This is a genomic window from Caulobacter sp. 10L414 (assembly GCF_056395525.1).
In genome coordinates this window covers 19,600-43,197 of record NZ_JBFTJR010000006.1, presented here as the reverse complement: position 1 = coordinate 43,197, position 23,598 = coordinate 19,600, and the positions used below count along the sequence as shown (strand labels likewise).

Annotated in this window: 20 protein-coding genes; 7 read left to right on the top strand and 13 right to left on the bottom strand. The window is 69.4% G+C overall.

The window, feature by feature from the left end; all coding sequences use genetic code 11:
* Positions 1 to 6: 6 nt before the first annotated feature.
* From AC1DCG_RS03565 to AC1DCG_RS03555, 3 genes are all read right to left on the bottom strand, one after another.
* Positions 7 to 3,153 carry an efflux RND transporter permease subunit gene (locus tag AC1DCG_RS03565; RefSeq protein ID WP_477029458.1) on the bottom strand — a complete coding sequence of 1,049 codons (3,147 nt, stop codon included), beginning with the start codon at positions 3,151 to 3,153 and terminating at the stop codon, positions 7 to 9.
* Complete coding sequence (locus AC1DCG_RS03560) at positions 3,153 to 4,277, bottom strand: efflux RND transporter periplasmic adaptor subunit (protein WP_477029457.1); 1,125 nt, start codon at positions 4,275 to 4,277, stop codon at positions 3,153 to 3,155. Before AC1DCG_RS03560 ends, AC1DCG_RS03565 begins: the two co-directional genes overlap by 1 nt.
* A gap of 174 nt (positions 4,278 to 4,451) precedes the next feature.
* Entirely contained in the window at positions 4,452 to 5,228 is a 777-nt protein-coding gene (locus AC1DCG_RS03555) for a class II aldolase/adducin family protein (protein WP_165262173.1), read from the bottom strand.
* 151 nt (positions 5,229 to 5,379) lie between these two features.
* Between AC1DCG_RS03555 and AC1DCG_RS03550 the strand changes: the two genes are divergently transcribed.
* The 5 genes from AC1DCG_RS03550 (at position 5,380) to AC1DCG_RS03530 (ending at position 11,353) form a co-directional block, all read left to right on the top strand.
* Positions 5,380 to 6,048 (top strand): DUF969 domain-containing protein, encoded by a 669-nt coding sequence (locus AC1DCG_RS03550; protein ID WP_477029456.1) that lies wholly within the window; start codon positions 5,380 to 5,382, stop codon positions 6,046 to 6,048.
* Complete coding sequence (locus tag AC1DCG_RS03545; protein ID WP_477029455.1) at positions 6,045 to 6,998, top strand: DUF979 domain-containing protein; 954 nt, start codon at positions 6,045 to 6,047, stop codon at positions 6,996 to 6,998. Before AC1DCG_RS03550 ends, AC1DCG_RS03545 begins: the two co-directional genes overlap by 4 nt.
* Positions 6,979 to 7,965 carry a DUF2891 domain-containing protein gene (locus AC1DCG_RS03540; protein ID WP_477029454.1) on the top strand — a complete coding sequence of 329 codons (987 nt, stop codon included), beginning with the start codon at positions 6,979 to 6,981 and terminating at the stop codon, positions 7,963 to 7,965. Before AC1DCG_RS03545 ends, AC1DCG_RS03540 begins: the two co-directional genes overlap by 20 nt.
* A 173-nt stretch (positions 7,966 to 8,138) precedes the next feature.
* Entirely contained in the window at positions 8,139 to 10,487 is a 2,349-nt protein-coding gene (gene ligA / locus AC1DCG_RS03535; RefSeq protein WP_477036665.1) for an NAD-dependent DNA ligase LigA, read from the top strand.
* A complete protein-coding gene (locus tag AC1DCG_RS03530; RefSeq protein WP_477029452.1) occupies positions 10,463 to 11,353 on the top strand; it encodes an exonuclease domain-containing protein in 891 nt (296 codons plus the stop codon). Before ligA ends, AC1DCG_RS03530 begins: the two co-directional genes overlap by 25 nt.
* Positions 11,354 to 11,515: 162 nt before the next feature.
* Here the strand turns inward: AC1DCG_RS03530 and AC1DCG_RS03525 are convergent, their stop codons facing one another.
* The 3 genes from AC1DCG_RS03525 to AC1DCG_RS03515 are packed head-to-tail and all read right to left on the bottom strand — an operon-like array spanning position 11,516 to position 13,858.
* Positions 11,516 to 12,586, bottom strand: a complete 1,071-nt coding sequence (locus tag AC1DCG_RS03525; RefSeq protein ID WP_477029451.1) for an alpha/beta fold hydrolase — start codon at positions 12,584 to 12,586, stop codon at positions 11,516 to 11,518.
* Positions 12,587 to 12,594: 8 nt separating this feature from the next.
* Positions 12,595 to 12,996 (bottom strand): hypothetical protein, encoded by a 402-nt coding sequence (locus AC1DCG_RS03520; RefSeq protein ID WP_477036664.1) that lies wholly within the window; start codon positions 12,994 to 12,996, stop codon positions 12,595 to 12,597.
* 4 nt (positions 12,997 to 13,000) lie between these two features.
* Positions 13,001 to 13,858 (bottom strand): NAD(P)-dependent oxidoreductase, encoded by an 858-nt coding sequence (locus AC1DCG_RS03515; RefSeq protein ID WP_477029449.1) that lies wholly within the window; start codon positions 13,856 to 13,858, stop codon positions 13,001 to 13,003.
* 126 nt (positions 13,859 to 13,984) lie between these two features.
* Here AC1DCG_RS03515 and AC1DCG_RS03510 point away from each other — a divergent pair, with 126 nt between their 5' ends.
* Together AC1DCG_RS03510 and AC1DCG_RS03505 are read left to right on the top strand one after the other, a co-directional pair.
* A complete protein-coding gene (locus AC1DCG_RS03510) occupies positions 13,985 to 14,884 on the top strand; it encodes a flagellar motor protein MotB (RefSeq protein WP_165262191.1) in 900 nt (299 codons plus the stop codon).
* A gap of 111 nt (positions 14,885 to 14,995) precedes the next feature.
* Positions 14,996 to 15,841 carry an arginyltransferase gene (locus AC1DCG_RS03505; RefSeq protein ID WP_165262193.1) on the top strand — a complete coding sequence of 282 codons (846 nt, stop codon included), beginning with the start codon at positions 14,996 to 14,998 and terminating at the stop codon, positions 15,839 to 15,841.
* Between the two features lie 200 nt (positions 15,842 to 16,041).
* Here the strand turns inward: AC1DCG_RS03505 and AC1DCG_RS03500 are convergent, their stop codons facing one another.
* The 7 genes from AC1DCG_RS03500 to AC1DCG_RS03470 all read right to left on the bottom strand — a co-directional run bounded on the left by AC1DCG_RS03500 (position 16,042) and on the right by AC1DCG_RS03470 (position 23,524).
* On the bottom strand, positions 16,042 to 16,809 hold the full coding sequence (locus AC1DCG_RS03500; RefSeq protein WP_477029448.1) for an SDR family oxidoreductase: 768 nt from the start codon (positions 16,807 to 16,809) through the stop codon (positions 16,042 to 16,044).
* A 31-nt stretch (positions 16,810 to 16,840) separates the two neighbouring features.
* Positions 16,841 to 18,166 carry a serine hydrolase domain-containing protein gene (locus AC1DCG_RS03495; RefSeq protein WP_477041380.1) on the bottom strand — a complete coding sequence of 442 codons (1,326 nt, stop codon included), beginning with the start codon at positions 18,164 to 18,166 and terminating at the stop codon, positions 16,841 to 16,843.
* 357 nt (positions 18,167 to 18,523) lie between these two features.
* Positions 18,524 to 19,750 (bottom strand): SGNH/GDSL hydrolase family protein, encoded by a 1,227-nt coding sequence (locus AC1DCG_RS03490; protein WP_477029446.1) that lies wholly within the window; start codon positions 19,748 to 19,750, stop codon positions 18,524 to 18,526.
* A gap of 195 nt (positions 19,751 to 19,945) precedes the next feature.
* On the bottom strand, positions 19,946 to 20,740 hold the full coding sequence (locus tag AC1DCG_RS03485; protein WP_477029445.1) for a rhamnogalacturonan acetylesterase: 795 nt from the start codon (positions 20,738 to 20,740) through the stop codon (positions 19,946 to 19,948).
* The gene (gene lldD, locus AC1DCG_RS03480; RefSeq protein ID WP_477036662.1) at positions 20,740 to 21,879 is read right to left on the bottom strand and encodes an FMN-dependent L-lactate dehydrogenase LldD; all 1,140 of its coding nucleotides are present in this window, start codon (positions 21,877 to 21,879) and stop codon (positions 20,740 to 20,742) included. Before lldD ends, AC1DCG_RS03485 begins: the two co-directional genes overlap by 1 nt.
* Positions 21,880 to 21,894: 15 nt before the next feature.
* A complete protein-coding gene (locus tag AC1DCG_RS03475) occupies positions 21,895 to 22,656 on the bottom strand; it encodes an SDR family NAD(P)-dependent oxidoreductase (RefSeq protein WP_058350571.1) in 762 nt (253 codons plus the stop codon).
* A gap of 34 nt (positions 22,657 to 22,690) precedes the next feature.
* Entirely contained in the window at positions 22,691 to 23,524 is an 834-nt protein-coding gene (locus tag AC1DCG_RS03470) for an IclR family transcriptional regulator (protein WP_165262215.1), read from the bottom strand.
* Between the last annotated feature and the right edge of the window lie 74 nt (positions 23,525 to 23,598).

Here is a 23,598-nt window from a genome sequence, read left to right as displayed (position 1 = left end):
ACCCGTTTATACGGGTGAGGTATGCCCCTCGCCCGCCTTTTCGCGCGCTTCATAGTCCTCGATCTGCCGCGCCGTCCACTCCGGAGATTTCGTGAAGCGTGCGAGCAGGTTGTAGAACACCGGAACGATGAACAGCGTTAGCAGGGTCGCCACGATCGCGCCGAAGAAGATCACGGCCCCGATCGTCTGGCGGCTTCCCGCCCCGGCCCCGGTCCAGAGCAGCAGCGGCAAGGCGCCCATGGCCGTGGCGATCGAGGTCATGATGATCGGGCGCAGGCGCAGGGCCGCCGCCTCGATCACCGCCTCGGTGACCTTCAGCCCCTCGTCGCGCAGCTGGTTGGCGAACTCGACGATCAGGATGCCGTTCTTGGCGGCGATGCCGATCAGAATGATCAGGCCGATCTGGCTGTAGGTGTTGATGGTCGAGCCGGCCATCACCAGGCCGAACAACCCGCCCAGCACCGCCAGCGGCACGGTCAGCATGATCACCGCCGGGTGGATCCAGCTTTCGAACTGCGCGGCCAGCACCAGGAACACCAGCAGCAAAGCCAGACCAAAGGCGATGGCGATCCCGCCCGAGCCTTCCAGGTAGTCCTTGGCCTGGCCGCCCCACTTGATGCTGACGCCGGGCGTCGGATGCTGCGCGGCCTGGGCCTGGAAGAAGCTGACGGCGTCCTCGACGGTGTAACCCGGCGACAGCTGCGTGGTCAGGGTCACCGAGCGCAGGCGGTCGACGCGCGGACGGTCGGGGGTGTCGCCTCTAAGCTCGGTCTTCACCACCGTCGACAGCGGCACCAGGCCGCCGGCGTTGGTGCGCACCTGCAGCTTGTCGAGGTCGGCCACGCTGCGGCGCTGGTCGAGCTCGGTCTGCAGGATGACGTCGTATTCCTGGCCGTTCTTGATGTAGGTCGTCGCCTGGCGCGAGCCGAACATCGTCTCCAGCGCCCGGCCCACGGCCTGGGCCGAGACGCCGAGGCTGGCGGCCTTGTCGAGGTCGATCTGCACCGAAAGACGCGGCGCGGTCGGCTCGTAGTCGATGCGCGGGCGCGAGAAGCCCGGGTTCTCCTGCGAGGCGGCCAGGATCGGCTTGAGCCAGTTGGACAGCTGGACGTAGTCGTTGCCGACGGCGATCAGGTCGACATTGGTGCCGCCGCCGCCACCGCCGCCCCCGCCGCGCTGGAAGGCGCCGCGAACGCTGGCCACGGCGCGCACGCCGGTGATCTTGGAAAGGTCCTTGTTGAGCTCGGCCGCCACGTCGTCGGCGGTCTTGTCGCGCTCGCCCCAGCCTTTGAGCACCACCACGCCGTTGCCCGAGTTGAACTGGCTCTGGCCAAAGCGCGGAATGGTCAGGATGGTGCGTTCGGCCACGCCGTCCTCGCGATAGCGGGCCATGATCTTCTCGATCCGGGCGCCGATGGCGGCGGTGTAGTCGAAGCCGGCGCCTTCGGGCGCGCTGATCTGGATGTCGACGCGGCCGCGGTCCTCGGCCGGGACCAGTTCCTTGGGCAGGCTGACGAACAGCAGGGCTGCGAAGCCGGCCAGCAGGATCACCGCCCCGCCGGCGGCGAAGCTGGCGGCCCGCACGCCCAGCAGGCTCTCGAGCGAGGCGCGGTAGCTGTCCTTCAGCCGGTCCATCGCCCAGTCCATGCGCTTGTTGAACCAGCCCCCGCCGTGCGCGGGCTTGAGCAGCTTGGAGGCCATCATCGGCGACAGCGACAGCGCCAGCAGGGCCGAGAAGGCCACGGCGGCGGCGATGGCCACGGCCAGCTCGACGAACAGCCGGCCGATATAGCCGGGCAGGAACATCAGCGGCGCGAACACCGAGATCAGCACGATGGTGGTGGCCACCACGGCGAAGAACACCTGGCGCGAGCCGCGCTGGGCCGCGATCAGGGCCGGCTCGCCCTCGTCCACCCGGCGCTGGATGTTCTCGACCACGACGATGGCGTCATCGACCACCAGGCCGACGGCCAGCACCAGGGCCAGCAGGGTCAGGAGGTTCAGCGAGAAGCCCAGCGGCGCCAGGACGATGAAGGTCGACAGGATGCAGATCGGCGCGACGATCGACGGGATCAGCGCCGAGCGCCAGCTGCCCAGGAAGATCAGGTTGACCAGCGCCACCAGGGCCACGGACATGCCCATGGTGATCCAGACCTCGTGGATGGCCTCGGCGGTGAACACCGAATTGTCCACGGCCACCACCAGCTTGGTGCCGGGCGGCAGGGTCTGGTTGATGACCTCGACCTCCTTGCGGACGGCCTCGGAGATGGCGACGTCGTTGGCCTGCGACTGGCGGGTCAGGCCGATGCCGACCTGGTCGACGCCATTGCCCCGGAACAGGCGCCGGCGCTCGTCCGGCCCTTCCTCGATGCGGGCCACGTCCGACAGGCGCAGCACGAAGCCGTTGCCGTCGGCGGCGCGGATCGGAAGACGGGCGAAGTCGGCCGGCGTTGCGTAGGCGCGGGCCACGCGGATGGTGAAGTCCTTGGCGCTGCTCTCCAGCGAGCCGGCCGGCAGTTCCAGGTTCTGGGCGTTCAGCGCATCCTCGACGTCGCTGACGGTCACGCCGCGGGCGGCCATGGCGTCGGCGTTCAGCCAGATGCGCATGGCGTAGATCTTGGCCCCGAACAGGTTGGCCTGGGCCACGCCGTCGATGGTCGACATCCGCTCGACGAGGTACCGGTCGGCGTAGTCGGCCAGCTCCAGCGGATCCAGCGTCGTCGAAGTCAGGTTCAGGATGATGATCGGCGAGGCGTCGGCGTTGGCCTTGGCGATCTGCGGCGGGTCGGCCTGGTCGGGCAGATTGGCCGAGACGCGGCTGACGGCGTCGCGCACGTCGTTGGCGGCGGCGTCCAGGTCGCGGTCCAGGCGGAAGGTGATGCTGATCTGCGAGCGGCCGTCGCGCGACGAGCTGTTGACCCGGTCGATGCCCTGGATGCCCGACACCTGGCGCTCGATCACCTGGGTGATGCGCTCTTCGATGACCTCGGCCGAGGCGCCGCGATAGACGGTCGAGATCGACACCACCGGCGGGTCGACATTGGGCAGTTCGCGGATCGGCAGCGAGCCGAAGGCCGCCAGGCCGATGACGCAGAGGATGATCGCCGCGACGGCGGCGAATACCGGGCGGCGGACGGAGATGTCGGACAGCATCAGCCGGCCTTACGGTCTTGCGGCTTGCCGCCTTGGCCGCCCGGGCCGCCGGCCGGCTTGGCGACGTCGCGCACCGCGCCGCCGTCCTGCACGCGGTTGAGGCCGTCGGCCACCACCACGTCGCCGGCCTTCAGGCCCGAACGGATCTCGACGAAGCCGTCGGCCGTCAGGCCGGTGGTGATGTTGGTGCGGCGGGCGACCTGGCCCTTTTCGCCCTTGGCGACCAGGAACACCGAGGCCTGCTGGCCTTCGAACTGCACGGCCGCTTCCGGCACGGCCAGGCCCTGGCGCACGCCCTGGTCGATGGCGACCTTGACCAGCATGCCGGGCTTCAGGCGACCGCCCGGATTGGGGAACTCGGCGCGGGCCTTGATGGCGCGGGTGGCCGCGTCGATACGGGTGTCGATCTGGGCGATCTGGCCCTGGAAGGTCTCGCCCGGCAGCGCGTCGGGGCTCGCCTTGATCGGCAGGCCCTCGCGCAGGGTGGCGAGGTAGCGGTCGGGAACGGCGAAGTCGACGCGCACCACCGAGGCGTCGTCGAGGCTGACGATTGCTCCGCCCGGCGCGATCAGCGTGCCGGGAGCGACGTCGGAGATGCCGACACGGCCAGCGAACGGCGCGCGGATCACGCGGTCCAGGCGCTGGGCCTTGGCCGAGGCGAGAGCCGCCTTGGCGCTTTCATAGACGGCCAGGTTCTGCTCGGCCGTGGCGCGCGGGGCGATGCCCTTGTCGGCCAGGGTCTTCCAGCGGTCGTAGTTGCGCTTGGCCTGGTCCAGGTTGGCCTGGGCCTGGGCGATGTCGGCGGTCTCCTGGTCGTCCTTGAGCGTGACCAGGACCTGCCCGCGCGAAACCAGCTGGCCGTCGCGGAAATGGACGGCGGTGATCAGCTCGGTGGTGTTGGAGGTGATGGTCACCGACTGGCGGCCCTTGGCCACGCCCAGCACTTCGATGCGGTCGGTGAAGGGGCGTTCGCCCACCTTGACCTGGGAGACGGCCGTGGCGCGGCCGCCCGGGCCGCCCTGCCCTTCGGCCTTGCCGCCGAACAGCAGCTTGGCTCCGCCGGCCAGGATCATCAGAACCAACGCGACCCCGGCCGCGATGAGGAAGAAGTGCCTGCGGATCACAAATACGCTCCGGCGCCGTTGAACCGGCGCCCTTAAGGTCTAGGTTGGGGCGACATATGACCCCACCCTAGACCCGCGTCTAGTGACACTAGAATTACGCGGCATTTCAACTCTGCAACACTTGAGCGCCATCAACTTGACGTAACGTCGATCGCCAAGCTTGGCCGTTCGCGTCTAGGCCGCGTAGCCAGGGGACTCCCGGTCGAGCTTGCGCAGGCAACCGGGCCAGGCCAGGCCCGCGATCATGCCCAGGCCCATGCCCGTCTGGCTGCGGACCTCGGCCTGCGCTGCCTCCGGAGCGAGCAGCACCTGATCGCGCCCTGCGCTGAGAGCCATCACCTGCTGGGCGCAGGCGCGCTCCAGGAAGAACATGCCAAGCCAGCATTCGGCCGCCGTGCGGCCCACGGCCAGGGTGCCGTGGTTGCGCAGCAGCATCAGCCGCCTGTCGCCCAGGTCGGCCACCAGCCGCTCGCGCTCGTCGAGGTTCAGGGCGATGCCCTCATAGTCGTGATAGGCCAGCTGCGGCGTGACGATCAGCGCCTGCTGGCTCAGCGGCAGCAGGCCCTCGGCATGGGCGGCCACCGCCACGCCCTGGTCGGTGTGCAGGTGCATCACGAACTGGGCGTCCTCGCGCGCGGCGTGGATGGCCGAGTGGATCGTGAAGCCCGCCGGATTGATGAAGTACGGCGTCTTGTCGACGACGTTGCCGTCGAGATCGACCTTCACCAGGCACGAGGCGGTCATCTCGCCGAAGAACATGCCGTACGGGTTGATCAGGAAGTGGTGCTCGGGCCCCGGGATCCGCGCCGAGATGTGGGTGAAGATCATGTCGTCCCAGCCGTGCACCGCAACCAGGCGGTAGAGGGCCGCCAGGTCGACCCGGGCCTGCCATTCGGCCTCGCTGACCTGATCCTTGATCGATGCGGCGATCGCGCCGGTTCCGTCGGCCATGACGCTTGCTCCCGTAAGTTATCATTGTTGAGTTGAGCGTCGCGCCGTCGGGCGCCGACGTCAAGCGACCCGCGTTCGATCGGATCGTACTTGCCAGCGCCCTTTCGCCGTCGGACGGTCCTGGCGGATTCGAAGACGGGGGATCGTCCGCATGTTGCCCTTGATCGGCGTGGGCGTGATCGTCCTGGGCTTCGCCCTGCGGTTCAATCCGCTGCTGGTGGTGGTCTGCGCCGCCATGGCCTCGGGTCTGGCCGCGGGCCTTGGTCCGCTTGAGGTGCTGGCCGCCTTCGGCAAGGCCTTCAACCAGAACCGCTATGTCAGCATCGCCTGGCTGATCCTGCCCGCCATCGGCGTGCTCGAGCGCTCGGGCCTGCAGGAGCGCGCGCGGATGGCGATCAAGAGCCTGAAGGCCGCCACCGCCGGCCGGATCCTGGTCGTCTACCTGCTGCTGCGCCAGCTGACGGCGGCCATGGGCCTGATCTCGATTGCCGGCCACGCCCAGACCGTGCGTCCCCTCGTCGCGCCGATGGCCGAGGCCGCCGCCGAGAACCAGGGCGAGCTGGACGACGCCGCCCGCGACCAGGTCAAGGCCATGAGCGCCGGCACCGACAATGTCGGCGTCTTCTTCGGCGAGGACGTCTTCATGGCCATCGGCTCGATCCTGCTGATCGTCGGCTTCCTCGACCAGAACGGCCTGGTGGTCGAGCCGCTGCACCTTTCGGTCTGGGCCATCCCGACGGCGATCTGCGCCTTCCTCGTGCACGGGGCGCGCCTGCTGCTCTTCGACCGCAAGCTCTCGAAGCGGGAGGTGAAGGCATGATCGGCCTGCCGCTCGTCTACCTGCTGGCCGGCTTCATGTTCACGGCCTTCGCGGCCCTGAGCCTTAGCGACAAGGCCAACCCGAAGCGCCTGGGCAACGCCGCCTTCTGGGGCCTGTTCGCGATCAGCTTCCTGTTCGGCGACAGCCTGGGCGACCTGGGCAACGGTTTCCTGGTGGTGGCGCTGGCCCTGCTGGCCGGCACGGGCCGCCTGGGCGTCGGCCAGCCCAGGACCACCACGGGCGAGGAGCGCGCGCAGATGGCGCAGCGCTTCGGCCTCAAGCTGTTCCTTCCCGCCCTGCTGATCCCGATCATCGTGCTGGCGGGCACCTTCACCTTCAAGGTCCTGACCTGGAACGGCCAGCACGTCGTCGATCCCAAGCAGGCGACCCTGGTGTCCCTGGCCATCGCCGCCGTCGTCGCCGCCGTCCTCGCCCAGCGCCTGTTCGGCCAGCCCGCCGCCTCGCCCCTGCAGGAAGGCCGCCGCCTGATGGACTTGGTCGGCTGGGCCGCCCTGCTGCCGCAGATGCTGGCGGCCCTGGGCGCTGTCTTCGCCCTGGCGGGCGTGGGCCAGACCATCGGCGACATCACCCTGGCGATCACGCCGGTCGACAGCCGCCTGGCCGTCGTCGTGGCCTATTGCCTGGGGATGGCGATCTTCACGGTGATGATGGGCAACGCCTTCGCCGCCTTCCCGGTGATGACCGCCGGCATCGGCCTGCCGCTGGTGATCGGCCGCTTTGGCGGCGACCCGGCCGTGGTCTGCGCCATCGGCATGCTGTCGGGCTTCTGCGGCGCCCTGCTGACGCCGCTGGCCGCCAACTTCAACCTCGTCCCCGCCGCGCTCCTGCAGCTGAAAAACCGCTACGCCGTCATCCAGGCCCAGGCGCCGACGGCGGTGCTGATGCTGCTGATCAACATGGTCCTGATGTATGTCCTCGCTTTCCGCTGAGACCGCCGCCCGCTTCGCCCAGGCCGCCCTGGGCCACGTCGCCCGCGAGTACCCCAACAAGCTCGATCACGTGCTGGCGAGCGGCGCCGACGCGCTGGGTCCGCGCGCCTTGCACCTGATCTTCTTCGGCAGCTTCGACTGGCACTCGTGCGTCCATGGCTACTGGACCCTGGCGACGCTCCTGCGCCTGCATCCCGAAATCGCCGAGGCCTCGGCGATCCGGGCCCTGTTCGATGACGCCTTCACCGCAAAAAAGGTCGCCGCCGAGGTCGCCTATCTGGCCCGCCCAGAAAGCCGGGGCTTCGAGCGCCCCTACGGCTGGGCCTGGCTGCTGAAGCTGCAGGCAGAACTGCTGGCCCACGACGCGCCCTGGGCCGCGACACTGCAGCCCCTGGCCGACGCCTTCGTCGCCCGCTACCGCGCCTTCCTGCCGATCGCCGACTATCCGATCCGGGCCGGCGTGCATTCCAACACCGCCTTCGCCCTGGCGCTCGCCGCCGACTATGCCGACGCAACCGGCGACGCCGAGTTCCGCGCCCTGCTCGCGGGCAAGGCCGCCGCCTGGTACGGTCAGGACCGCGCCTGCCAGGCCTGGGAGCCCTCGGGCGACGACTTCCTGTCCTCGGCCCTGGTCGAGGCCCTGGCCATGCGCCGCCTGCAACCGGAAACCTTCGCGACCTGGTTCGCCGCCTTCCTGCCGGACCTGGCCGAACGCCGGCCCGCCACGCTGTTCTCCCCGCCCAGCGTCAGCGACCGCACCGACGGCAAGATCGCCCACCTCGACGGCCTGTCGCTGTCGCGCGCCTGGTGCTGGCGCGCCGTGGCCAAGAACGCCCCGCCGGCCATCGCCGCCGTCGCGCTGGAGGCCGCCGACCTGCATCTGGCCGCCGCCCTGCCCCACGTGACCGGCGACTACATGGGCGAGCACTGGCTGGCGAGCTTCGCCCTGCTGGCGATGCTGGAATAAGGAACCTCCCCCTCTGGGGGAGGCGATCGCGCAGCGATCGGTGGGGGGCGTAGCTGGGGATCGGCCGACATCCAGGAAGCTGAAAACTTCCCCCCGCCGGCCTACGGCCGCCTCCCGCAGAGGGGGAGGTTCATCTACTGTGCCCCGCCGACCGCAACCGGATTCGTCTACCCGTGCTCCTGATCCCCGTCGCCGACCTCACCGAAGCCCAAGCCGTCGAGGAACTGGAGCGTCTCGCCGACGAGATGGCCGGGCACGACCTCCGCTACTATCAGGACGACGCGCCGACGGTCAGCGACGCCGAGTACGACGAGCTCAAGCGCCGCAACGCCGACATCGAGGCGCGCTTCCCCCACCTGATCCGCGAGAACTCGCCGTCGCTGAAGGTCGGCGCCGCGCGCTCGGCCCAGTTCTCGCCGGTCGAACACGGCGTGCCGATGCTCAGCCTCGACAACGCCTTCTCCAATGACGAGGCGACCGAGTTCGACGCCCGCATCCGCCGCTTCCTGCGCATCGGCGCCGACGAGCCGGTGTTCTACACCGCCGAGCCCAAGATCGACGGCCTGTCGGCCTCGATCCGCTACGAGAAGGGCGTGCTGATCCAGGGCGCCACGCGCGGCGACGGCCGCGTGGGCGAGGACGTCACGGCCAACCTCAAGACCATCGCCGACATCCCCCACAAGCTGAAGGGCTCGGGCTGGCCGGACGTGATCGAGATCCGCGGCGAGGTCTATGTCGAGCTCGAAGCCTTCGCCGCCTTCAATCGCGCGGCCGAGGAAGCCGGCCAGCGCACCTACGCCAACCCGCGCAACTTCGCCGCCGGTTCGCTGCGCCAGATCGACCCCAAGATCAGCGCCACGCGGCCCTTGCGCTTCTTCGGCTACGCCTGGGGCCTGGCGTCCGAGCCCTTCGCCGCCGGCCAGTGGGAAGCGCTGGAAAAGCTGGAGGAATGGGGCTTCGTCACCACCGCCCCGCCCGCCCAGAAGGTCGAGGGCGCGCAGGGCCTGCTCGACGTCTACGCCCACTTCGAGACCCTGCGCCCGCAGCTGCCGTTCGACATCGACGGCGTGGTCTACAAGGTCGACGACCTGGAGCGGCAGCGCCGCCTGGGCTTCGTCTCGCGCTCGCCCCGCTGGGCCATCGCCCGCAAGTTCCCCGCCCAGCGCGCCAAGACCATTCTTGAGGCCATCGACATCCAGGTCGGCCGCACCGGCGCCCATACGCCCGTCGCACGCCTCAAGCCCGTCACCGTCGGCGGCGTCTCGGTGACCAACGCCACCCTGCACAACGCCGACGAGATCGCCCGCCTCGACGCCCGCATCGGCGACACCGTCGTGCTGCAGCGCGCCGGCGACGTGATCCCGCAGATCGTCGAGGTCGACCTCGAAGCGCGCCCCGAGGGCGCGGAGCCCTACGTGTTCCCGCACGTCTGCGAATGCCCGCTGAAGACGGCCCTGACCCAGGAGATCAACGCCAACGGCGTGGAGTCKGTCGTCCGCCGCTGCACCGGCGAGTTCGCCTGCCCGTTCCAGCGCGTCGAGCACCTGCGCCACTTCGTCTCGCGCCGCGCCTTCGACATCGAGGGCCTGGGCGAAAAGCAGCTGCAGGCCTTCTTCGAGGAGGGCTGGATCAACGAGCCGGCCGACATCTTCAAGCTGGCCAAGGACGAGGAGAAGCTGGCAGCCTTGCGCGAACGCGACGGCTACGGCGAGACCTCGGTCAAGAACCTCGTGGCCGGCATCGAGGCCCGGCGCACGATCGGCCTCGATCGGATGATCTACGGCCTGGGCGCGCGCGACATCGGCGAGACCACCTCGACGGTGCTGGCCCGTCACTTCGACACCTTCGCCGACCTTCGGGCAGCGTCCGAAGCCGCCGCCGCCGGCCTGCCGGGCGCGACCTATCTGGAACTGTCGACCGCCGCCGGCGTCGGACCCAAGGCGCTGGATCTCCTCGTGGAGGCCGGCCGCGCCGGCGTGCCGGCCGATCCCTGGCCCCAGTCCGAAGACCTGGAGCTGAAGATCGGCCAGGTGGTTCCGAAACTGACCAAGCCGGCCCGCGCGGCGCTGGCCCAGCGCTACGGAACCTGGGACGCCTTCGCGCAAGGCCTGGCCGAGGCCGCCAAGGGCGCGCCGGGCGACGACTATCTGCATCTGGCCGCCGTCGACGGCGTCGGCCCGGTGGCCGCCCAGTCGCTGGCCCGCTTCTTCGCCGAAGAGCACAATCGCCAGAAGGTCGAGAACCTGCTGGGCGAGCTCGACGTCCAGGCCGTGGCCAAGCCCAAGACCGACACCGCCGTGGCCGGCAAGACCGTCGTCTTCACCGGCTCGCTGGAGAAGATGACCCGCGACGAGGCCAAGGCTCAAGCGGAGTCGCTGGGCGCCAAGGTCGCCTCGTCGGTCTCCAAGAAGACCCATCTGGTCGTCGCCGGTCCCGGCGCGGGCTCCAAGCTCAAGACCGCCCAGGACCTCGGCATCCAGGTGATGACCGAGGACGAATGGCTGGCCCTGGTCGCCGGCTGATGAAGGTCGTCGCCATCGACTTCGAGACGGCCAACGAGACCCGGTCGAGCCCCTGCTCGATCGGCCTGGCCTTCATCGAGGACGGCGCGGTCGCCCGCGTCGACCACCACTACATCCGGCCGTGGGACATGCGCTTTGCGCCGTTCAACATCGCCTTCCACGGCATCGGCCCGAGCCATGTAGCAGACGCCGACGAGTTCCCCGCCGTGCTCGACCGGCTGCGCGAGGATCTGGACGGCGCCCTGGTGCTGGCCCACAACGCCGCCTTCGACATCAGCGTCATCCGCCGCACCTGCGAGCACTATGGGATCACGCCACCGGCCTTCGACTACATGTGCACCGTACAGGTCGCCCGCAGCGTCTGGCCCGGCCTGCCCTCGCACAAGCTGAACGTGGTCGGCCGTCACCTGGGCGTCAGCTTCAAGCACCACGACGCGGCCGGCGACGCCTATGCCTGCGGCCAGGTGGCCCTCGCCGCCGCCGGAGCGACGGGCGCGGGCCGTATCCACGACCTGCCCGGCCGCATCGGCCTGACGCTGGGCCGGCTGAGCCGGGACGCCTACGCCCCCTCGCAGAGCCGCAGCCTTCCCAGGAAGGCCCCGCCCCCGCCGCGCCCCGTCCTGCCGCCCGGCGCCGAGCGCCGGCTGGCCGGCCGCACGGTGGTCTTCACCGGCCAGCTCGACACCATGAGCCGACCCGACGCCCAAGGCCTGGCCGCGGCGATGGGCGCGCGCGTGGTCCTCTCGGTGACCAAGACCGTCGACCTGGTGGTCGCCGGCCCCGGCGCCGGCGCCAAGCTGCGCACGGCCCGCGAGCGGGGATTGCAGGTGATGGACGAAGAGGCCTGGCTGGCGCTGGTCAGCTAGCCCCTCTGCTCCTCAAGAAACCTCCCCCCGCGGGGGAGGCGGCCGAAGGCCGGTGGGGGGACGTTTTCAGCTGTCGAGGTGTTGGCGGATTTCGCAGTCACGCCCCCCACCGATCGCTTCGCGATCACCTCCCCCACAGGGGGAGGTTCCTTTGGCCAAGGCTTACTTCCCCCAAAACGCCGCCAGCCGGTCCTTCCACAGCACCGCCCAGGTGTGGCTGCCGTGGCCCTTGGTCTTTTCACTCGCCGGCAGCAGCACGAACTGCCCGTGCTTCAGCCGCTTTACCTCGCGCTCGGCGATGCCCAACTCCGGCGGATTGATGAAGTCGTCGGCCGAGTTGATCCACAGCACCGGAACCTTAATCTTCTCCAGCCCCGCCGACGGGTCATAGGTGCGCGAGGCGTCGACCTGGTAGAGCAGGTCGTTGGCGTCCAGGCCCGCGATGCGGCGGTTGAAGTCGGCCTCCAGCGCCTTGTCGGTCGCCTCGCGGGTCGGCAGGGCCAGCTGCATCGGCAGGGCCGAGGCGCCGGCGATGATCAGGAAGTCGGTCGCCGTGCGCAGGCCCTGCATCGGCTGCTGGGCGTAGTCGCCGCCGTTCCAGGCCGGGTCGGCCTTGATGGCGTCCATGGTCATCTTGCGCCACATGCGGTTACGGCCGGCGATGGCCACCGGCTGGCAGGCGAACGGCGCCAGCTTGGCGGCGAAGCCCGGATAGGTCTCGCCCCAGACGAAGGCGTGCATGCAGCCCATCGAGGTGCCCATCAGCAGTTGCAGGCGATCGACCTTCAGGCCCTCGACCAGCAACTGGTGCTGGGCCCGCACCATGTCGTCGTAGTCGTAGTGCGGGAAACTGGCCTTCAGCCCGTCCGAGGGCTTGGAGGATTTCCCGTGGCCGACGCCGTCGGGCAGGATCACGTACCACTTGGCCGGATCCAGCAGGCCGCCCGGCGCCAGCAGCTCGTTGGCGAACTGCGGCGACAGGAACTGCTTTCCGCTGCCGCCCGTGCCGTGCAGCACCATCACCGCATTGGTCACCCGCCCTTGCGCGTCGTGCTTTGGCTCGCCCAGCGTCGTGTAGTGCAGCCGCAGTTCCGGCAGGGTCTCGCCCGAACCGAACTTGAAGTCGCGAACGACGAAGTCGCCTTCCTTGGGCGTCACGGCCGGCGCGGCCAGGGCCGAGGTCCCGAAAAGAGCAACACCCAGGGCCAGGCTGGCGGCGAAACGACGGATCATGGCGCTCCTCATGCGCGGACGGTTTCGAACACCTGCCGCAGGTTCGCCGCGCGCGCCCCCTGCGACCGGATCATCAGGAACTTGCCCGAGAACTCGCCCGGCAGGGTCCAGGTCCCCTCCACTTCCGAGCCGTCGGCGCTGAGCGTGCCGGCGTAGAACACGTCGTGCTCCCAGCCGCTCGCGCCGTCATAGGTCTTGGTGAAGGTCAGGCTGGCGCCCGAGCGCTTGCCCAGCAGGGTCGAGAACACCTCGGCCACGCCGTATTCGTCGTAGGCGACCTCGTGCACCGCCCCGCTGACCCACGCGCCGCTTTCCAGCACGGTGGCGGTGAACGGCACGGGCGCGACGGCGGCGGGGTAGGAATAGAGCCCCTGCCAGACGCCGGTCAGGTTGGCGGGCGCCTCGCTCATGGCGTCAGTTCTTCTCGAGACGGGCCACGAGGCTGGAGGTGTCCCAACGATTGCCGCCCATGGCCTGAACCTCGCCGTAGAAGCCGTCGATCATCCGGGTCATGTCGAGGGCCGCGCCGTTGCGGGCCGCCTCGTCCAGCGCGATGCCCAGGTCCTTGCGCATCCAGTCGACGGCGAAGCCGAACTCGAACTCGCCGCGCGACATCGTCCCCCAGCGGTTCTCCATCTGCCAGGACTGGGCCGCGCCCTTGGAGATCGCCGCCAGTACGTCGTCGGTCGGCAGGCCCGCGCGCTTGGCGAAGTCCAGCGCCTCGGCCACGCCCTGCACCACCCCGGCGATGGCGATCTGGTTGCACATCTTGGTCAGCTGGCCCGCGCCCGACGGTCCCATGCGGCGCATGGCCTTGGCGTAGACCGAAAGCACCGGCTCGGCGGCGGCGTAGGCGGCCTCGTCGCCGCCGACCATGATGGTCAGCTGGCCGTTCTCGGCGCCCGCCTGGCCGCCGGACACCGGCGCGTCGAGGAAACCGACGCCCTTCTGGGCGCAAAGGTCGGCCATCTCGCGCGCCACCTTGGCCGAGGTGGTGGTGTGGTCGACGATGATGGCGCCGGCCTCCAGCGCGGGAAGGATTTCCGCCACCACCGCGCGGACGTCGTCGTCGTTGCCGACGCACAGGGCCACCAGCTGCGCGCCCTTGCTGGCCCCGGCGATGGTCGGATCGCTCGTCCCGCCGTGCTTTTCCACCCAGCGTGCGGCCTTCTCGGCGGTGCGGTTGTAGACGGTCACCTCGTGGCCGGCGGCCTGCAGGTGGCCCGCCATCGGAAAGCCCATGACGCCAAGACCGATGAACGCCGTCTTCATGCGCGAGACTCCTTGCCGCACCCTGCGAATTGGCCCCGTGCATGAGCCCTTCGGGCCCGTATCGCAACGCCATTTTAACGTCCTGCGGGCAGGTTGCCCCGACAGGGTTAAGCAGGCTTAAGCACGATGGCGTCGACCGGCGAAGCGCCGATCATCATCAAGAAGGTCAAGAAGGGCGGCGGCCATGGTCACCATGGCGGCGCCTGGAAGGTGGCCTATGCCGACTTCGTGACGGCGATGATGGCCTTCTTCCTGCTGATGTGGCTGCTCAACACCACCAGCCCCGAACAGAAGCAGGGCATCGCCGACTACTTCGCCCCGGCCTCGATCTCGTCCAGCACCAGCGGCTCGGGCGGCATCCTGGGCGGCACCTCGCTGGGCGACGACGGCGCCAAGGCCGACGGCAAGATGTCGGTCGTCCAGCAGATGGCCCCCGAAGCCCCCGACCAGACCAACCAGGACGGCCAGTCCTCGACCACCGCCAGCCTCGACTCGGCCAGCGAGCAGGCCCTGCGCGACGCCCTGGCCAAGAAGGAGCAGGACAGCTTCGCCTCGGCCGCCCAGTCCCTGCGCCAGTCGCTGCAGGACATGCCCGAACTGGCCGAACTGTCGAAGCAGATCCTCATCGACCAGACCCCGGAAGGCCTGCGCATCCAGCTGGTCGACCAGGAAGGCCGCTCGATGTTCAAGGAGGGCTCGCGCGAGCCCAACGACCGCGCCCGCCTGCTGCTGCGGGCCGTGGCCAAGGTCATCAACCAGCTGCCCAACCGCATCACCGTCTCGGGCCACACCAGCGCCGACCAGCGCGGCCGCAAGGCCGACAGCGACTGGGCCCTGTCGGCCCAGCGCGCCGACTCCTCGCGGCAGATTCTCCGCGGCGCCGGCGTCGACGACGACCGCATCTACCAGGTTTCGGGCAAGGCCAACTCCGAACCGCTGTACGCGGACGATCCGACCCTGGCCGGCAACCGCCGCATTTCCATCGTTCTGCTGCGCGAAAAGCCCGTCCTGCCCGATAACCTGTGACCGTTAGCCGCGTCGCGCGTTTGTCCTGCTTGCACAACGGCCCGGCATGCCGCCTAATCACCTTCACGGTTTAGGCGGGGGCCTGACCGGGCGTAAGGGGATTGGGAAGACGTGACGCAGCATTTTCCGACGCGACAGCTTCGGTTCTTCCTGACGGCTCCGACCCCTTGCCCGTACCTGCCCGGCCGCCAGGAACGGAAGGTGTTCACCCACCTGCCCCTCTCCGACGGACCCGGCGTCAACGACAGCCTGACCCAGGTCGGCTTCCGTCGCTCCCAGAACATCGCCTACCGCCCGGCCTGCGAGACGTGCCGCGCCTGCCAGTCGGCCCGCGCGCCCGCCGCCGACTATGAATTCTCGCGCTCCGAGCGCCGCGCCCTGAACCGCAACAACGATCTGGTCCGCTGCCTGGTCGAGGCCGAGGCCACGCTGGAGCAGTTCGAGCTGCTGCGCCGCTACCTCACCGCCCGCCACGCCGACGGCGGMATGGCGGAAATGACCTGGCCCGACTACGTGGCCATGGTCGAAGACACCGCTGTCCGCACCCACCTGATCGAGTATCGCCGCCCGTCGGTGGATCGCGGCCCGGGCGAACTGGTCGCCTGCGTGCTGGTCGACGTGCTCGCCGACGGCCTGTCGCTGGTCTACAGCTTCTACGACCCGACTGAGGAACGCCGCAGCCTGGGCTCGTTCATCATCCTCGACCACATCGTCCAGGCCCGCCTGACCGGCCTGCCCTACGTCTATCTGGGCTACTGGGTCCCGGGTTCCGAGAAGATGGCATACAAGGCCCGCTTCTCGCCGCTGGAGATCCTCAAACCAGGCGGCTGGTCGCTGATGTCGGCCCGCGAACGCGGCGCCCGCCCGCCCAAGGCCGCCCCGGCCCCTGCGGTGCGCGAGATCGAACTGTCCGACGCCGTACCGCTGACCGAACTGCCGGCGGCGGGAAAGCCGTAGGGAGAAACCCTCTCCACCTGCCTTTATCTCCCGTCATTCCCCCCCCCTTGTGGCGGGAACCCCTGCTTCCGTACACACGTGAAGCGCCAGCGGCGCGCTCAGCGCGCCGCCCCACCCATCATTGCAGCTTACAGAGGGTTTCCCGCCACAAGGGCGGGAATGACGGGATCAAGGGGACGGGCTCAAGGGAGAGGGTTACATCACCGCGACCAGGCCACCCCGCCGTCCACCGCCAGAGTGGACCCCACTACATAGTCCCCCGCCCGCGAGGCGAGATAGATCGCCGCCCCCGCCATGTCCTCGGCCTCGCCGATGCGGCCGGCGGGGATGAACTTGGCCACCGCGTCGGCGTGGTCGCGGGCGACGCGGTTCATGTCGCTGGCGAAGGCGCCCGGCGCGATGGCCGACACCGCGATGTTCTCCGGCGCCAGGCGCAGGGCCATGCGCTTGGTCATGTGGATCAGGCCGGCCTTGCTGGCGCCGTACGGATAGGTCTCCTCCTTGGTCACCGACAGGCCGTCGATCGAGGCGATGTTGATCACCTTGGCCACGCGGGCCTTGGCTGCCTCGCGCAGCGGGGCCAGCAAGGCCTGGGTCAGGAAGAAGGGCGTCTTCATGTTGAGGTCGACGGTCTTGTCCCAGCCGGCCTCGGGAAACTCGTCGATGCCCGCGCCCCAGGCCGCGCCGGCGTTGTTCACGAGAATGTCGAGCTTGTTCTCGCGCTCGAGGATGCGGGCGGCCAGGCCCTGCACGCCCTCCATCGTCGAGATGTCGCCGGGCAGCGAGACGCACTCGCCGAACTGCGACAGCTCCTGTGCGGCCTCGTCGCAGGCGGCGGCCTTGCGGGCGGTGATGTAGACCCTGGCCGCGCCGTGGCGCAGGAAGCCTTCGACGATCATCCGGCCGATGCCGCGCGAACCGCCGGTGACGAGGGCCACCCGGCCCTCGAGCGAAAACAGATCCTGCATGTGATTTCCTCCGTCAGCCCTTTGGCGGGCCTTATTTTTCGGGATTGATGAGCGCCTGGTAGACCAGGGTGGAAGCACGGTCGCCAAGGTCGCGCAGGGCCGGATCGCCGTCCTTGGCCAGCACGTGGATCATGCCCAAGAAGAAGAGGTCGTTCTCGGGATCGATCCAGAACCAGGTGCCGGCCGCGCCGCCCCAGCTGTAGGTCCCCTTCCCCGCCAGCGTGCCCGCGCGGGCCGGATCAGTGATCACCATGAAGTCGAGGCCGAAGCCCTTGCCGCTGGCCTTGGAGAACTCGGCCTTGGGGTCGTCGAGGATCGCGTCGGGCAGGTGGTCGGAAGCCATCAGCTTGACCGAGGCCGGCGACAGGATCCGCGCCCCGTCCAGTTCGCCGCCGTTCAGCAGCATCTGGCAGAAGCGGGCGTAGTCGGCGTTAGTCGACACCAAACCACCGCCGCCCGAGGCCACCACCGGCGGCTTGGTGACGTCCAGCACCATGAAGCCGTCGGCCGGCTGGATCTTCTGCTCCTTGCCGTTCCACATGTAGAGGCTGGCCAGGCGATCGGCCTTCTCGGCCGGCAGCCAGAAGCCGGTGTCCTTCATCTTCAGCGGGTCGAAGATCCGGGCCTGCATGAAGTCAGGCAGGCTCTGGCCCGACAGCTTCTCGACGATGAAACCCTGGATGTCGACGGCGACGCTGTACTTCCATTGCTTGCCGGGCGGGCCCACCAGCGGCAGCTTGGCCACCTTCTCGACGAACTCCTGGCCGCTCTTGGAGCCCAGCACGCCGGTCGAGACATAGGCCTTGTCGATCGGGTTGTTGGGCACGAGGCCGTAGGCGAAGCCGCCGGTGTGGCTCATGATCTCGCGCATGGTCGGCGGCCGGTCGGCGGCCTCGGTCACGAACGAGCCGTCGGCGTTGACGCCCTTGTAGACGCGCAGGTTGGCGAACTCCGGCACGTACTTGGTCACCGGGTCGTCGAGGCTCCACTTGCCCTCCTCGAAAAGGATCATCATCGCCACGCCCGTGACCGGCTTGGTCTGGGAGTAGATGCGGAAGATCGTGTCCTTGGTCATCGGCGGGCCGCCAAAGCCCCGCGCGCCATAGGTCTCGAAGCTGACCACCTTGCCGTGGCGCACCAGCATGGTCGTCGCCCCCSGCAGGTGGCCGGKGGCGACCAGGTCCTTCATCAGGGCGTCGAGGCGCTTGAGCCGTTCGGGCGAGACGCCGACGCTTTCCGGCGCGGCCGCGACCAGATGGTCCTTCGGCGCGGCCAGGGCGGGCGCGCCGCTCCACGCCAGGGACAGAGCCAGGGCCGTCGCCAACCCGAAACGCCGCCCCGAACCTTGCCTAGCCATCGCGTCACCCCAAACAGTCGTTTGAAGCGACCTTACCCAGGATTGCGACAGGCGCAATCGCGCCGCGCCCGGTCGGCGCGGCGCGATCGTCGAAACACGGCTACTTTTTCTTCTTCGCGTTGGCGGCGAAGACCGCCAGGAACACCGTTCCCACCCCGGCGAACACCGCGATCAGGCTGGCGAAGATCGCCACGACTTCTTGGAGTCGCCGTCGGCGGCATGGGCCAGGGCCGGCGTCGCCAGCAACATCGCGCTGGCCAGCAGCGTCTTCACGGTCGTCATCGAGAAAGCCCCCACACACGGATACCGGCCCGAGCTAACCCGCCCGCCACCTTCGCGGCAAGGCGGATCACGGATCTACTTGCCCGGGAACAGCGCCTTGTCCGCCGCCTGGGCCATCAACTCGTACCCGGCGTCGTTGGGATGCAGGTGGTCGCCGTTGTGCAGGCCCTCGCGGATCCGGCCGGGCTTGGCGTCGTCACGGACGGCCGCGTCGAAGTCGATGACGCCGTCGAACTCGCCGCCGGTGCGGATCCAGGCGTTGACCGCTTGGCGCGTGGCCTCGCCCTTGTCGTGATAGTAGGCCGCGCCCTCGAACGGCGGGATGACGCCGCCATAGACCTTCACGCCGCGCGCGTGGGCCCGGGCGATCAGCTGGCGATAGCCCGCGATCAGGTCTTCGGGACCGACCACGTCGGCGGTGAAGCCCGGCTGCACGGCCCGGCCGATGTCGTTGATGCCTTCCAGCACCACCACCGCCTTGACGCCCGCCACGCTCAGCACGTCGCGGTCGAAGCGCGACAGCGCGCTGGGGCCCGAGACCTCGCGCAGCAGCCGTCCGCCGCCGACGCCCATGTTGACGACGCTCCAGCCCTGACCGCGCGCGGCCAAGCGGGCCGCCAGCTGTTCGGGCCAGCCCTTGTCGGCGTTGGGGGTCGAGCCCGAGCCTTCGGTGATCGAGTCGCCGATGGCCACCAGCACCGGCGCCTCGCCCTGCCCGCGCACCTCGACGCCGCTGATCAGGCCCGGCCCCTTGAGGGCTTCCTCGCCGGGGATCGCGTCCTTGGCGACGTGGTTGCCGGGCGGGGCCACGAACAGGCGCACGCGGTGGCCGGCCGGGGCCTGGGTCCCGACGTAGAAGACCGACGCCGACACGTAGTCCATCGCCTTCACCGGTAGGATCACCGGATCGCTCAGCACCGGCGCCGCCGGCGGGATCGTGAACTCGGCCTTGCCGCCGACCGTCACCGCGATCGGCGCGCCCAGGATCTTGCCGTCCGCTCCGGCCGGCGCGAGCGTGATCGCCCCCACCGCCAGCGGACGCTCGTTCAGTTCGTTCGACAGGCGCAGCCGCACGGCGTCGCCGCCGGCGTTCAGGCGCATCACCTGGCGCACGGTGACGTCGGTGAAGGCCCGCGCTTCGCCCGGACGCGCGACGGCCTGCGGCGCGATCGGCGCGTTGCCCCAGGCGCTGCGCCAGGCAGGCGCCGGGGCGACGGCGGCCGCGGGGGCTTTCGGCGCGGCCAGCAGCGGCGCGGGCGCCAGCGCCAGCAAAACGGCGGCGGACAGGATGGATCGGTTCATCGGCGTTTCCCCACAACGGCGGTTGACGTCCGCCGCCTCAGTGATATTCTCAATATATCGATCAATTGTCCATATTGTGAGAATTGATCGATGGATCGAAGCTCGATCCTTCCCTGTTCTGCCTGACCTCGTACTTCCCCCTCTGAGGTCCAGGAGCGCCGGCCCCGCCGTCGCTCCTTTCTTTTTGCCTCAAGCTCAGGGACGGCCCGCGCAGGTGGGCTCGCCACGCGCCGAGGCGTCGGCGACGGCGCGCAGCACCAGCTTCGAGGCCGGGACCTTGGCCCCCTTCAGCCCCTTGGCCACGATGCCGGCGGCCATCCGCGCGCCCAGCTCGTTGGGATGGGTGGTGTCGTTGATGCCTTCGGGGTGGCTGGCGATCTTGTCGGCCGCCGAATAGATCATGAAGCGCTTGGCGCCCTCGGCCTCGCCCAGCTTCTGCAGGACGGCCTGGCTTTCCTTGTCCAGGTCGATCAGCGGCGTCTTCGTTTCCGCCGCCACCCGCCGCACGGTCGCCGAGTAAGGGCCGTGGGCGTCCTGGATCTGGCCGTCCTTGAAGATCAGCTTGGCGATCGGGGTGATCAGCACCGGCTTGGCGCCGGCCGTGCGCACGTCGGCCACGAACCGACGCAGGTTGTCGGCATAGGCCCCGTTCGGGTCGGTGAAGCGGACGATCTTCTTGGTGTCGGCGTCGTTGTGGCCGAACTGGATCAGGACGGTGTCGTCCTTCTTCAGCTGCGCCATCAGCACCGACCACAGCCCCTCCTCCTGGAAGGTCTTGGTCGAGCGCCCGCCGCGGGCCAGGTTGACGATCTGCGCCTCCGGCTTCAGCGAGCACTTCAGCACCATGCCCCAGCCCATCTGCGGGAAGCTGCGAGCGCTGTAGTCGGCGGCGGTGGAATCGCTGGCGATGACGATCCGGTTCGGGTCGGCCAGGGCGGCCGGCGCCGCCCCCATGACCAGAGCCAGTGCGAGGGCGGCGGCGATCTTCATCAGCGGGTCTCCGCCAGGATTGAACGGTCGATCTCGGAGACGGAGTTGACGCCGGTCAGCGCCATGGCCACCCGCATCTCCTTCTCCATCAGGTCCAGAAGCTGGGTCACGCCCGCCTGGCCGCGCGCGGCCAGGGCGTAGACGGCGGCCCGGCCCAGGAGGACGCCCTTGGCGCCCAGGGCCAGCATCCGCACCACGTCGAGGCCCGAGCGCACCCCGCCGTCGGCCAGCACGGTCAGCTTGTCGCCCACCGCCTCGGCGATGGCCGGCAGCGCCTTGGTCGACGACAGCACGCCGTCCAGCTGGCGGCCGCCATGGTTGGACACCACGACGCCGTCGGCGCCGATGTCGGCGGCGGCCTTGGCGTCCTCGGGATCGAGCACGCCCTTGATGACCAGCGGCCCCTTCCAGGACTGCCGGATCCATTCCAGGTCCTTCCACTGGATCGAGGAGTCGAAATTGGCCCCCAGCCAGCCCATGAAGTCCTCAAGGCCCGTATTGCCCTTCAGCACCGGGGCGACGTTGCCCAGGGTGTGGGGACGGCCCATGACGCCGACGTCCCACGCCCATTGCGGCCGGCCCATGGCCTGCAGCATCCGGCGCATCGAGGCGTTCGGACCGCTCATCCCTGAGTGCGCGTCGCGATAGCGAGCCCCCGGCACCGGCATGTCGACGGTGAAGACCAGGGTGGTGGCCCCCGCCGCCTCGGCCCGCGCCAGGAGGTCGCGCATGAAGGCACGATCGCGCAGCACGTAGAGCTGGAACCACAGGGCCCGGCTCGACGCCGCCGCCACCTCGTCCACGTCGCACACCGACACCGTCGACAGGCACAGCGGCACGCCCTTGGCCGAAGCCGCGCGCACCGCCTGGCATTCGCCGCGGCGAGCGTACATGCCCGTGAGGCCCACGGGGGCCAGCACCACGGGCATTGACTGCTCCACGCCGAACAGGCTGGTCGCCGTCGAGACCTTGGACACGTCCTTGAGCACCCGCTGTCGCAGGGCGAGGTCCGCCAGGTCGGAGACGTTGCGGGCCAGGGTCCGCTCGGCGTAGGCGCCGCCGTCGATGTAGTCGAAGAGGAAGCGCGGCAGCTTGCGCCGCGCAGCCTCACGGAAGTCGGTGGTCGACGAGACGATCATGGAAGGACGATCGATCTACTGCAGGTTCACGAACGCGCCGCCGTCGACCAGCAGGGCCGCGCCGGTGACGTAGTTGGCCAGGTCCGAGGCCAGGAACACGATCGGGCCGGCCAGGTCGTCGGGCTCGCCCAGGCGCCCCAGCGGGATGCGGCCGCTCATGTATTCGCGCTTGGCGACGTCGGCGAGGTCTTCCTTGTTGATCGCGGTCTCGATGGTGCCCGGCAGCACCGAGTTGCAGCGGATGCCATGCTTGCCCAGCGCGATAGCAGTCGACTGCATCAGGCTGTGCACGCCGGCCTTGGTCGGGGTGTAGTGCGTCTGCATGCCACCGCCGACCAGGGCGCTGATCGACGAGACGGCGATGATCGAGCCGCCGTGCCCCTGCTTGACCATCTGGTTGGCCGCCGCCTGCACCATGTAATAGGCGCCGAACAGGTTCACCTTCATGGTCCGCTCCATCACTTCGGGCGGCATGTCGAGGAAGGCGTGGAACGGGCAGATGCCGGCGTTGTTGACGAAGACGTCGACCTTGCCGAAGGCGGCGACGGCGGCGTCGACGAAGGCCTGGGCGGTTTCGACCTGGGCCACGTCGCCCTTCACGGCGATGGCGCGACGGCCAAGGGCCTCGATCTGCGCCACGGCGTCGGCCGCGCCGGCCTCGTCGGAGTGGTAGTTGATCGCCACGTCCGCGCCGTGACGCGCGGCGCCGATGGCGGCCGCCTTGCCGATACCGCCCGAGGCGCCGGTCACCAGCACCACCTTGTCCTTCAGAAGCATAGTTCCTCCGTCTTCACTCACGCGCGGGGAGGCGTCAGGTCTTTGCGCCTGACCCCCGCTTGCCGTTCCAGCCCAGATCGCGGCTGATCGCGTCGGCGGCCGAACGGATGTCGTCCACCAGGACCCCCATCCGCTCGTCGTCCATGTATTGAGCCGCGCCCGAGACGCTGATGGCCGCCACCACCTGCCCGCCCGCACCGCGCACGGGGGCGGCGACGCAGCGGATGCGGTCCTCGTTCTCTTCAAGGTCGAAGGCCACGCCGCGCTGGGAATAGTCGTGCATCCAGGCGATCCACTGCTCTTCGTTCGGCGCGCCGGCCGCGGCCGGGCCTTCCTTGCGATAGAGCGCGCGCCAGCGGCTCTCGTCGTCGTCCAGCACCAGGGCCTTGCCCAGGCCGGTCGAGCGGATCGGCTGGCGATCGCCCACGCGCGAGGAGATGTTGATGCGGCGACGGCCGGTCAGCTTGTCCAGATAGAGAGCGCGGTCGTCGTCGAGCACGCCCAGGTGGACGGTGTCCTCCAGCTCTTCCCACAGCTTTTCCAGGTGCGGGCGCGCGATGCGCGGCAGATCCATCTGCTGGCTGGCCAGATAGCCCAGCTCCAGAAGCTTCGGACCCAGGCTGTAGCCTTCGCGCGGGGTCTGGGTCAGCAGGCGGCGCTCGACAAGGGCGGTGGCCAGTCGGTGCGTGGTGCTGCGGGTCAGGCCGAGTCGGGCCGCCAGCGCCGGCAGGCCGATGGCCCCCGCGTCGGCCACCACGTCGAGCACGTCCAGGCCGCGAAACAGCGTCTGGCTGCCGCTTGGGCTCTTGGTCGCCGCGCCTTCGTCGTCCGCCACCGGTTCCGCTCCCCTTGACGTGCTGGGTTTCATTTTGTAGCACTACCTCTCATAATATGGAACGCAAGACAAGGGCTCGCGTCAGCGACTCTTTTCTTTCGGTCGCG

Excerpts from the sequence above, each read along its gene's own strand:
- AC1DCG_RS03500 (WP_477029448.1), bottom strand. The coding sequence starts at position 16,809 with ATGCAGGATCTGTTTTCGCTCGAGGGCCGGGTGGCCCTCGTCACCGGC.
- AC1DCG_RS03515 (WP_477029449.1), bottom strand. The coding sequence starts at position 13,858 with ATGAAGACGGCGTTCATCGGTCTTGGCGTCATGGGCTTTCCGATGGCG.
- AC1DCG_RS03540 (WP_477029454.1), top strand. The coding sequence starts at position 6,979 with ATGTCCTCGCTTTCCGCTGAGACCGCCGCCCGCTTCGCCCAGGCCGCC.
- AC1DCG_RS03545 (WP_477029455.1), top strand. The coding sequence starts at position 6,045 with ATGATCGGCCTGCCGCTCGTCTACCTGCTGGCCGGCTTCATGTTCACG.
- AC1DCG_RS03525 (WP_477029451.1), bottom strand. The coding sequence starts at position 12,586 with ATGATCCGTCGTTTCGCCGCCAGCCTGGCCCTGGGTGTTGCTCTTTTC.
- AC1DCG_RS03550 (WP_477029456.1), top strand. The coding sequence starts at position 5,380 with ATGTTGCCCTTGATCGGCGTGGGCGTGATCGTCCTGGGCTTCGCCCTG.
- AC1DCG_RS03475 (WP_058350571.1), bottom strand. The coding sequence starts at position 22,656 with ATGCTTCTGAAGGACAAGGTGGTGCTGGTGACCGGCGCCTCGGGCGGT.
- AC1DCG_RS03485 (WP_477029445.1), bottom strand. The coding sequence starts at position 20,740 with ATGAAGATCGCCGCCGCCCTCGCACTGGCTCTGGTCATGGGGGCGGCG.
- AC1DCG_RS03470 (WP_165262215.1), bottom strand. The coding sequence starts at position 23,524 with ATGAAACCCAGCACGTCAAGGGGAGCGGAACCGGTGGCGGACGACGAA.
- AC1DCG_RS03565 (WP_477029458.1), bottom strand. The coding sequence starts at position 3,153 with ATGCTGTCCGACATCTCCGTCCGCCGCCCGGTATTCGCCGCCGTCGCG.
- AC1DCG_RS03490 (WP_477029446.1), bottom strand. The coding sequence starts at position 19,750 with ATGAACCGATCCATCCTGTCCGCCGCCGTTTTGCTGGCGCTGGCGCCC.
- lldD (WP_477036662.1), bottom strand. The coding sequence starts at position 21,879 with ATGATCGTCTCGTCGACCACCGACTTCCGTGAGGCTGCGCGGCGCAAG.
- AC1DCG_RS03555 (WP_165262173.1), bottom strand. The coding sequence starts at position 5,228 with ATGGCCGACGGAACCGGCGCGATCGCCGCATCGATCAAGGATCAGGTC.
- AC1DCG_RS03530 (WP_477029452.1), top strand. The coding sequence starts at position 10,463 with ATGGCTGGCCCTGGTCGCCGGCTGATGAAGGTCGTCGCCATCGACTTC.
- AC1DCG_RS03520 (WP_477036664.1), bottom strand. The coding sequence starts at position 12,996 with ATGAGCGAGGCGCCCGCCAACCTGACCGGCGTCTGGCAGGGGCTCTAT.
- AC1DCG_RS03510 (WP_165262191.1), top strand. The coding sequence starts at position 13,985 with ATGGCGTCGACCGGCGAAGCGCCGATCATCATCAAGAAGGTCAAGAAG.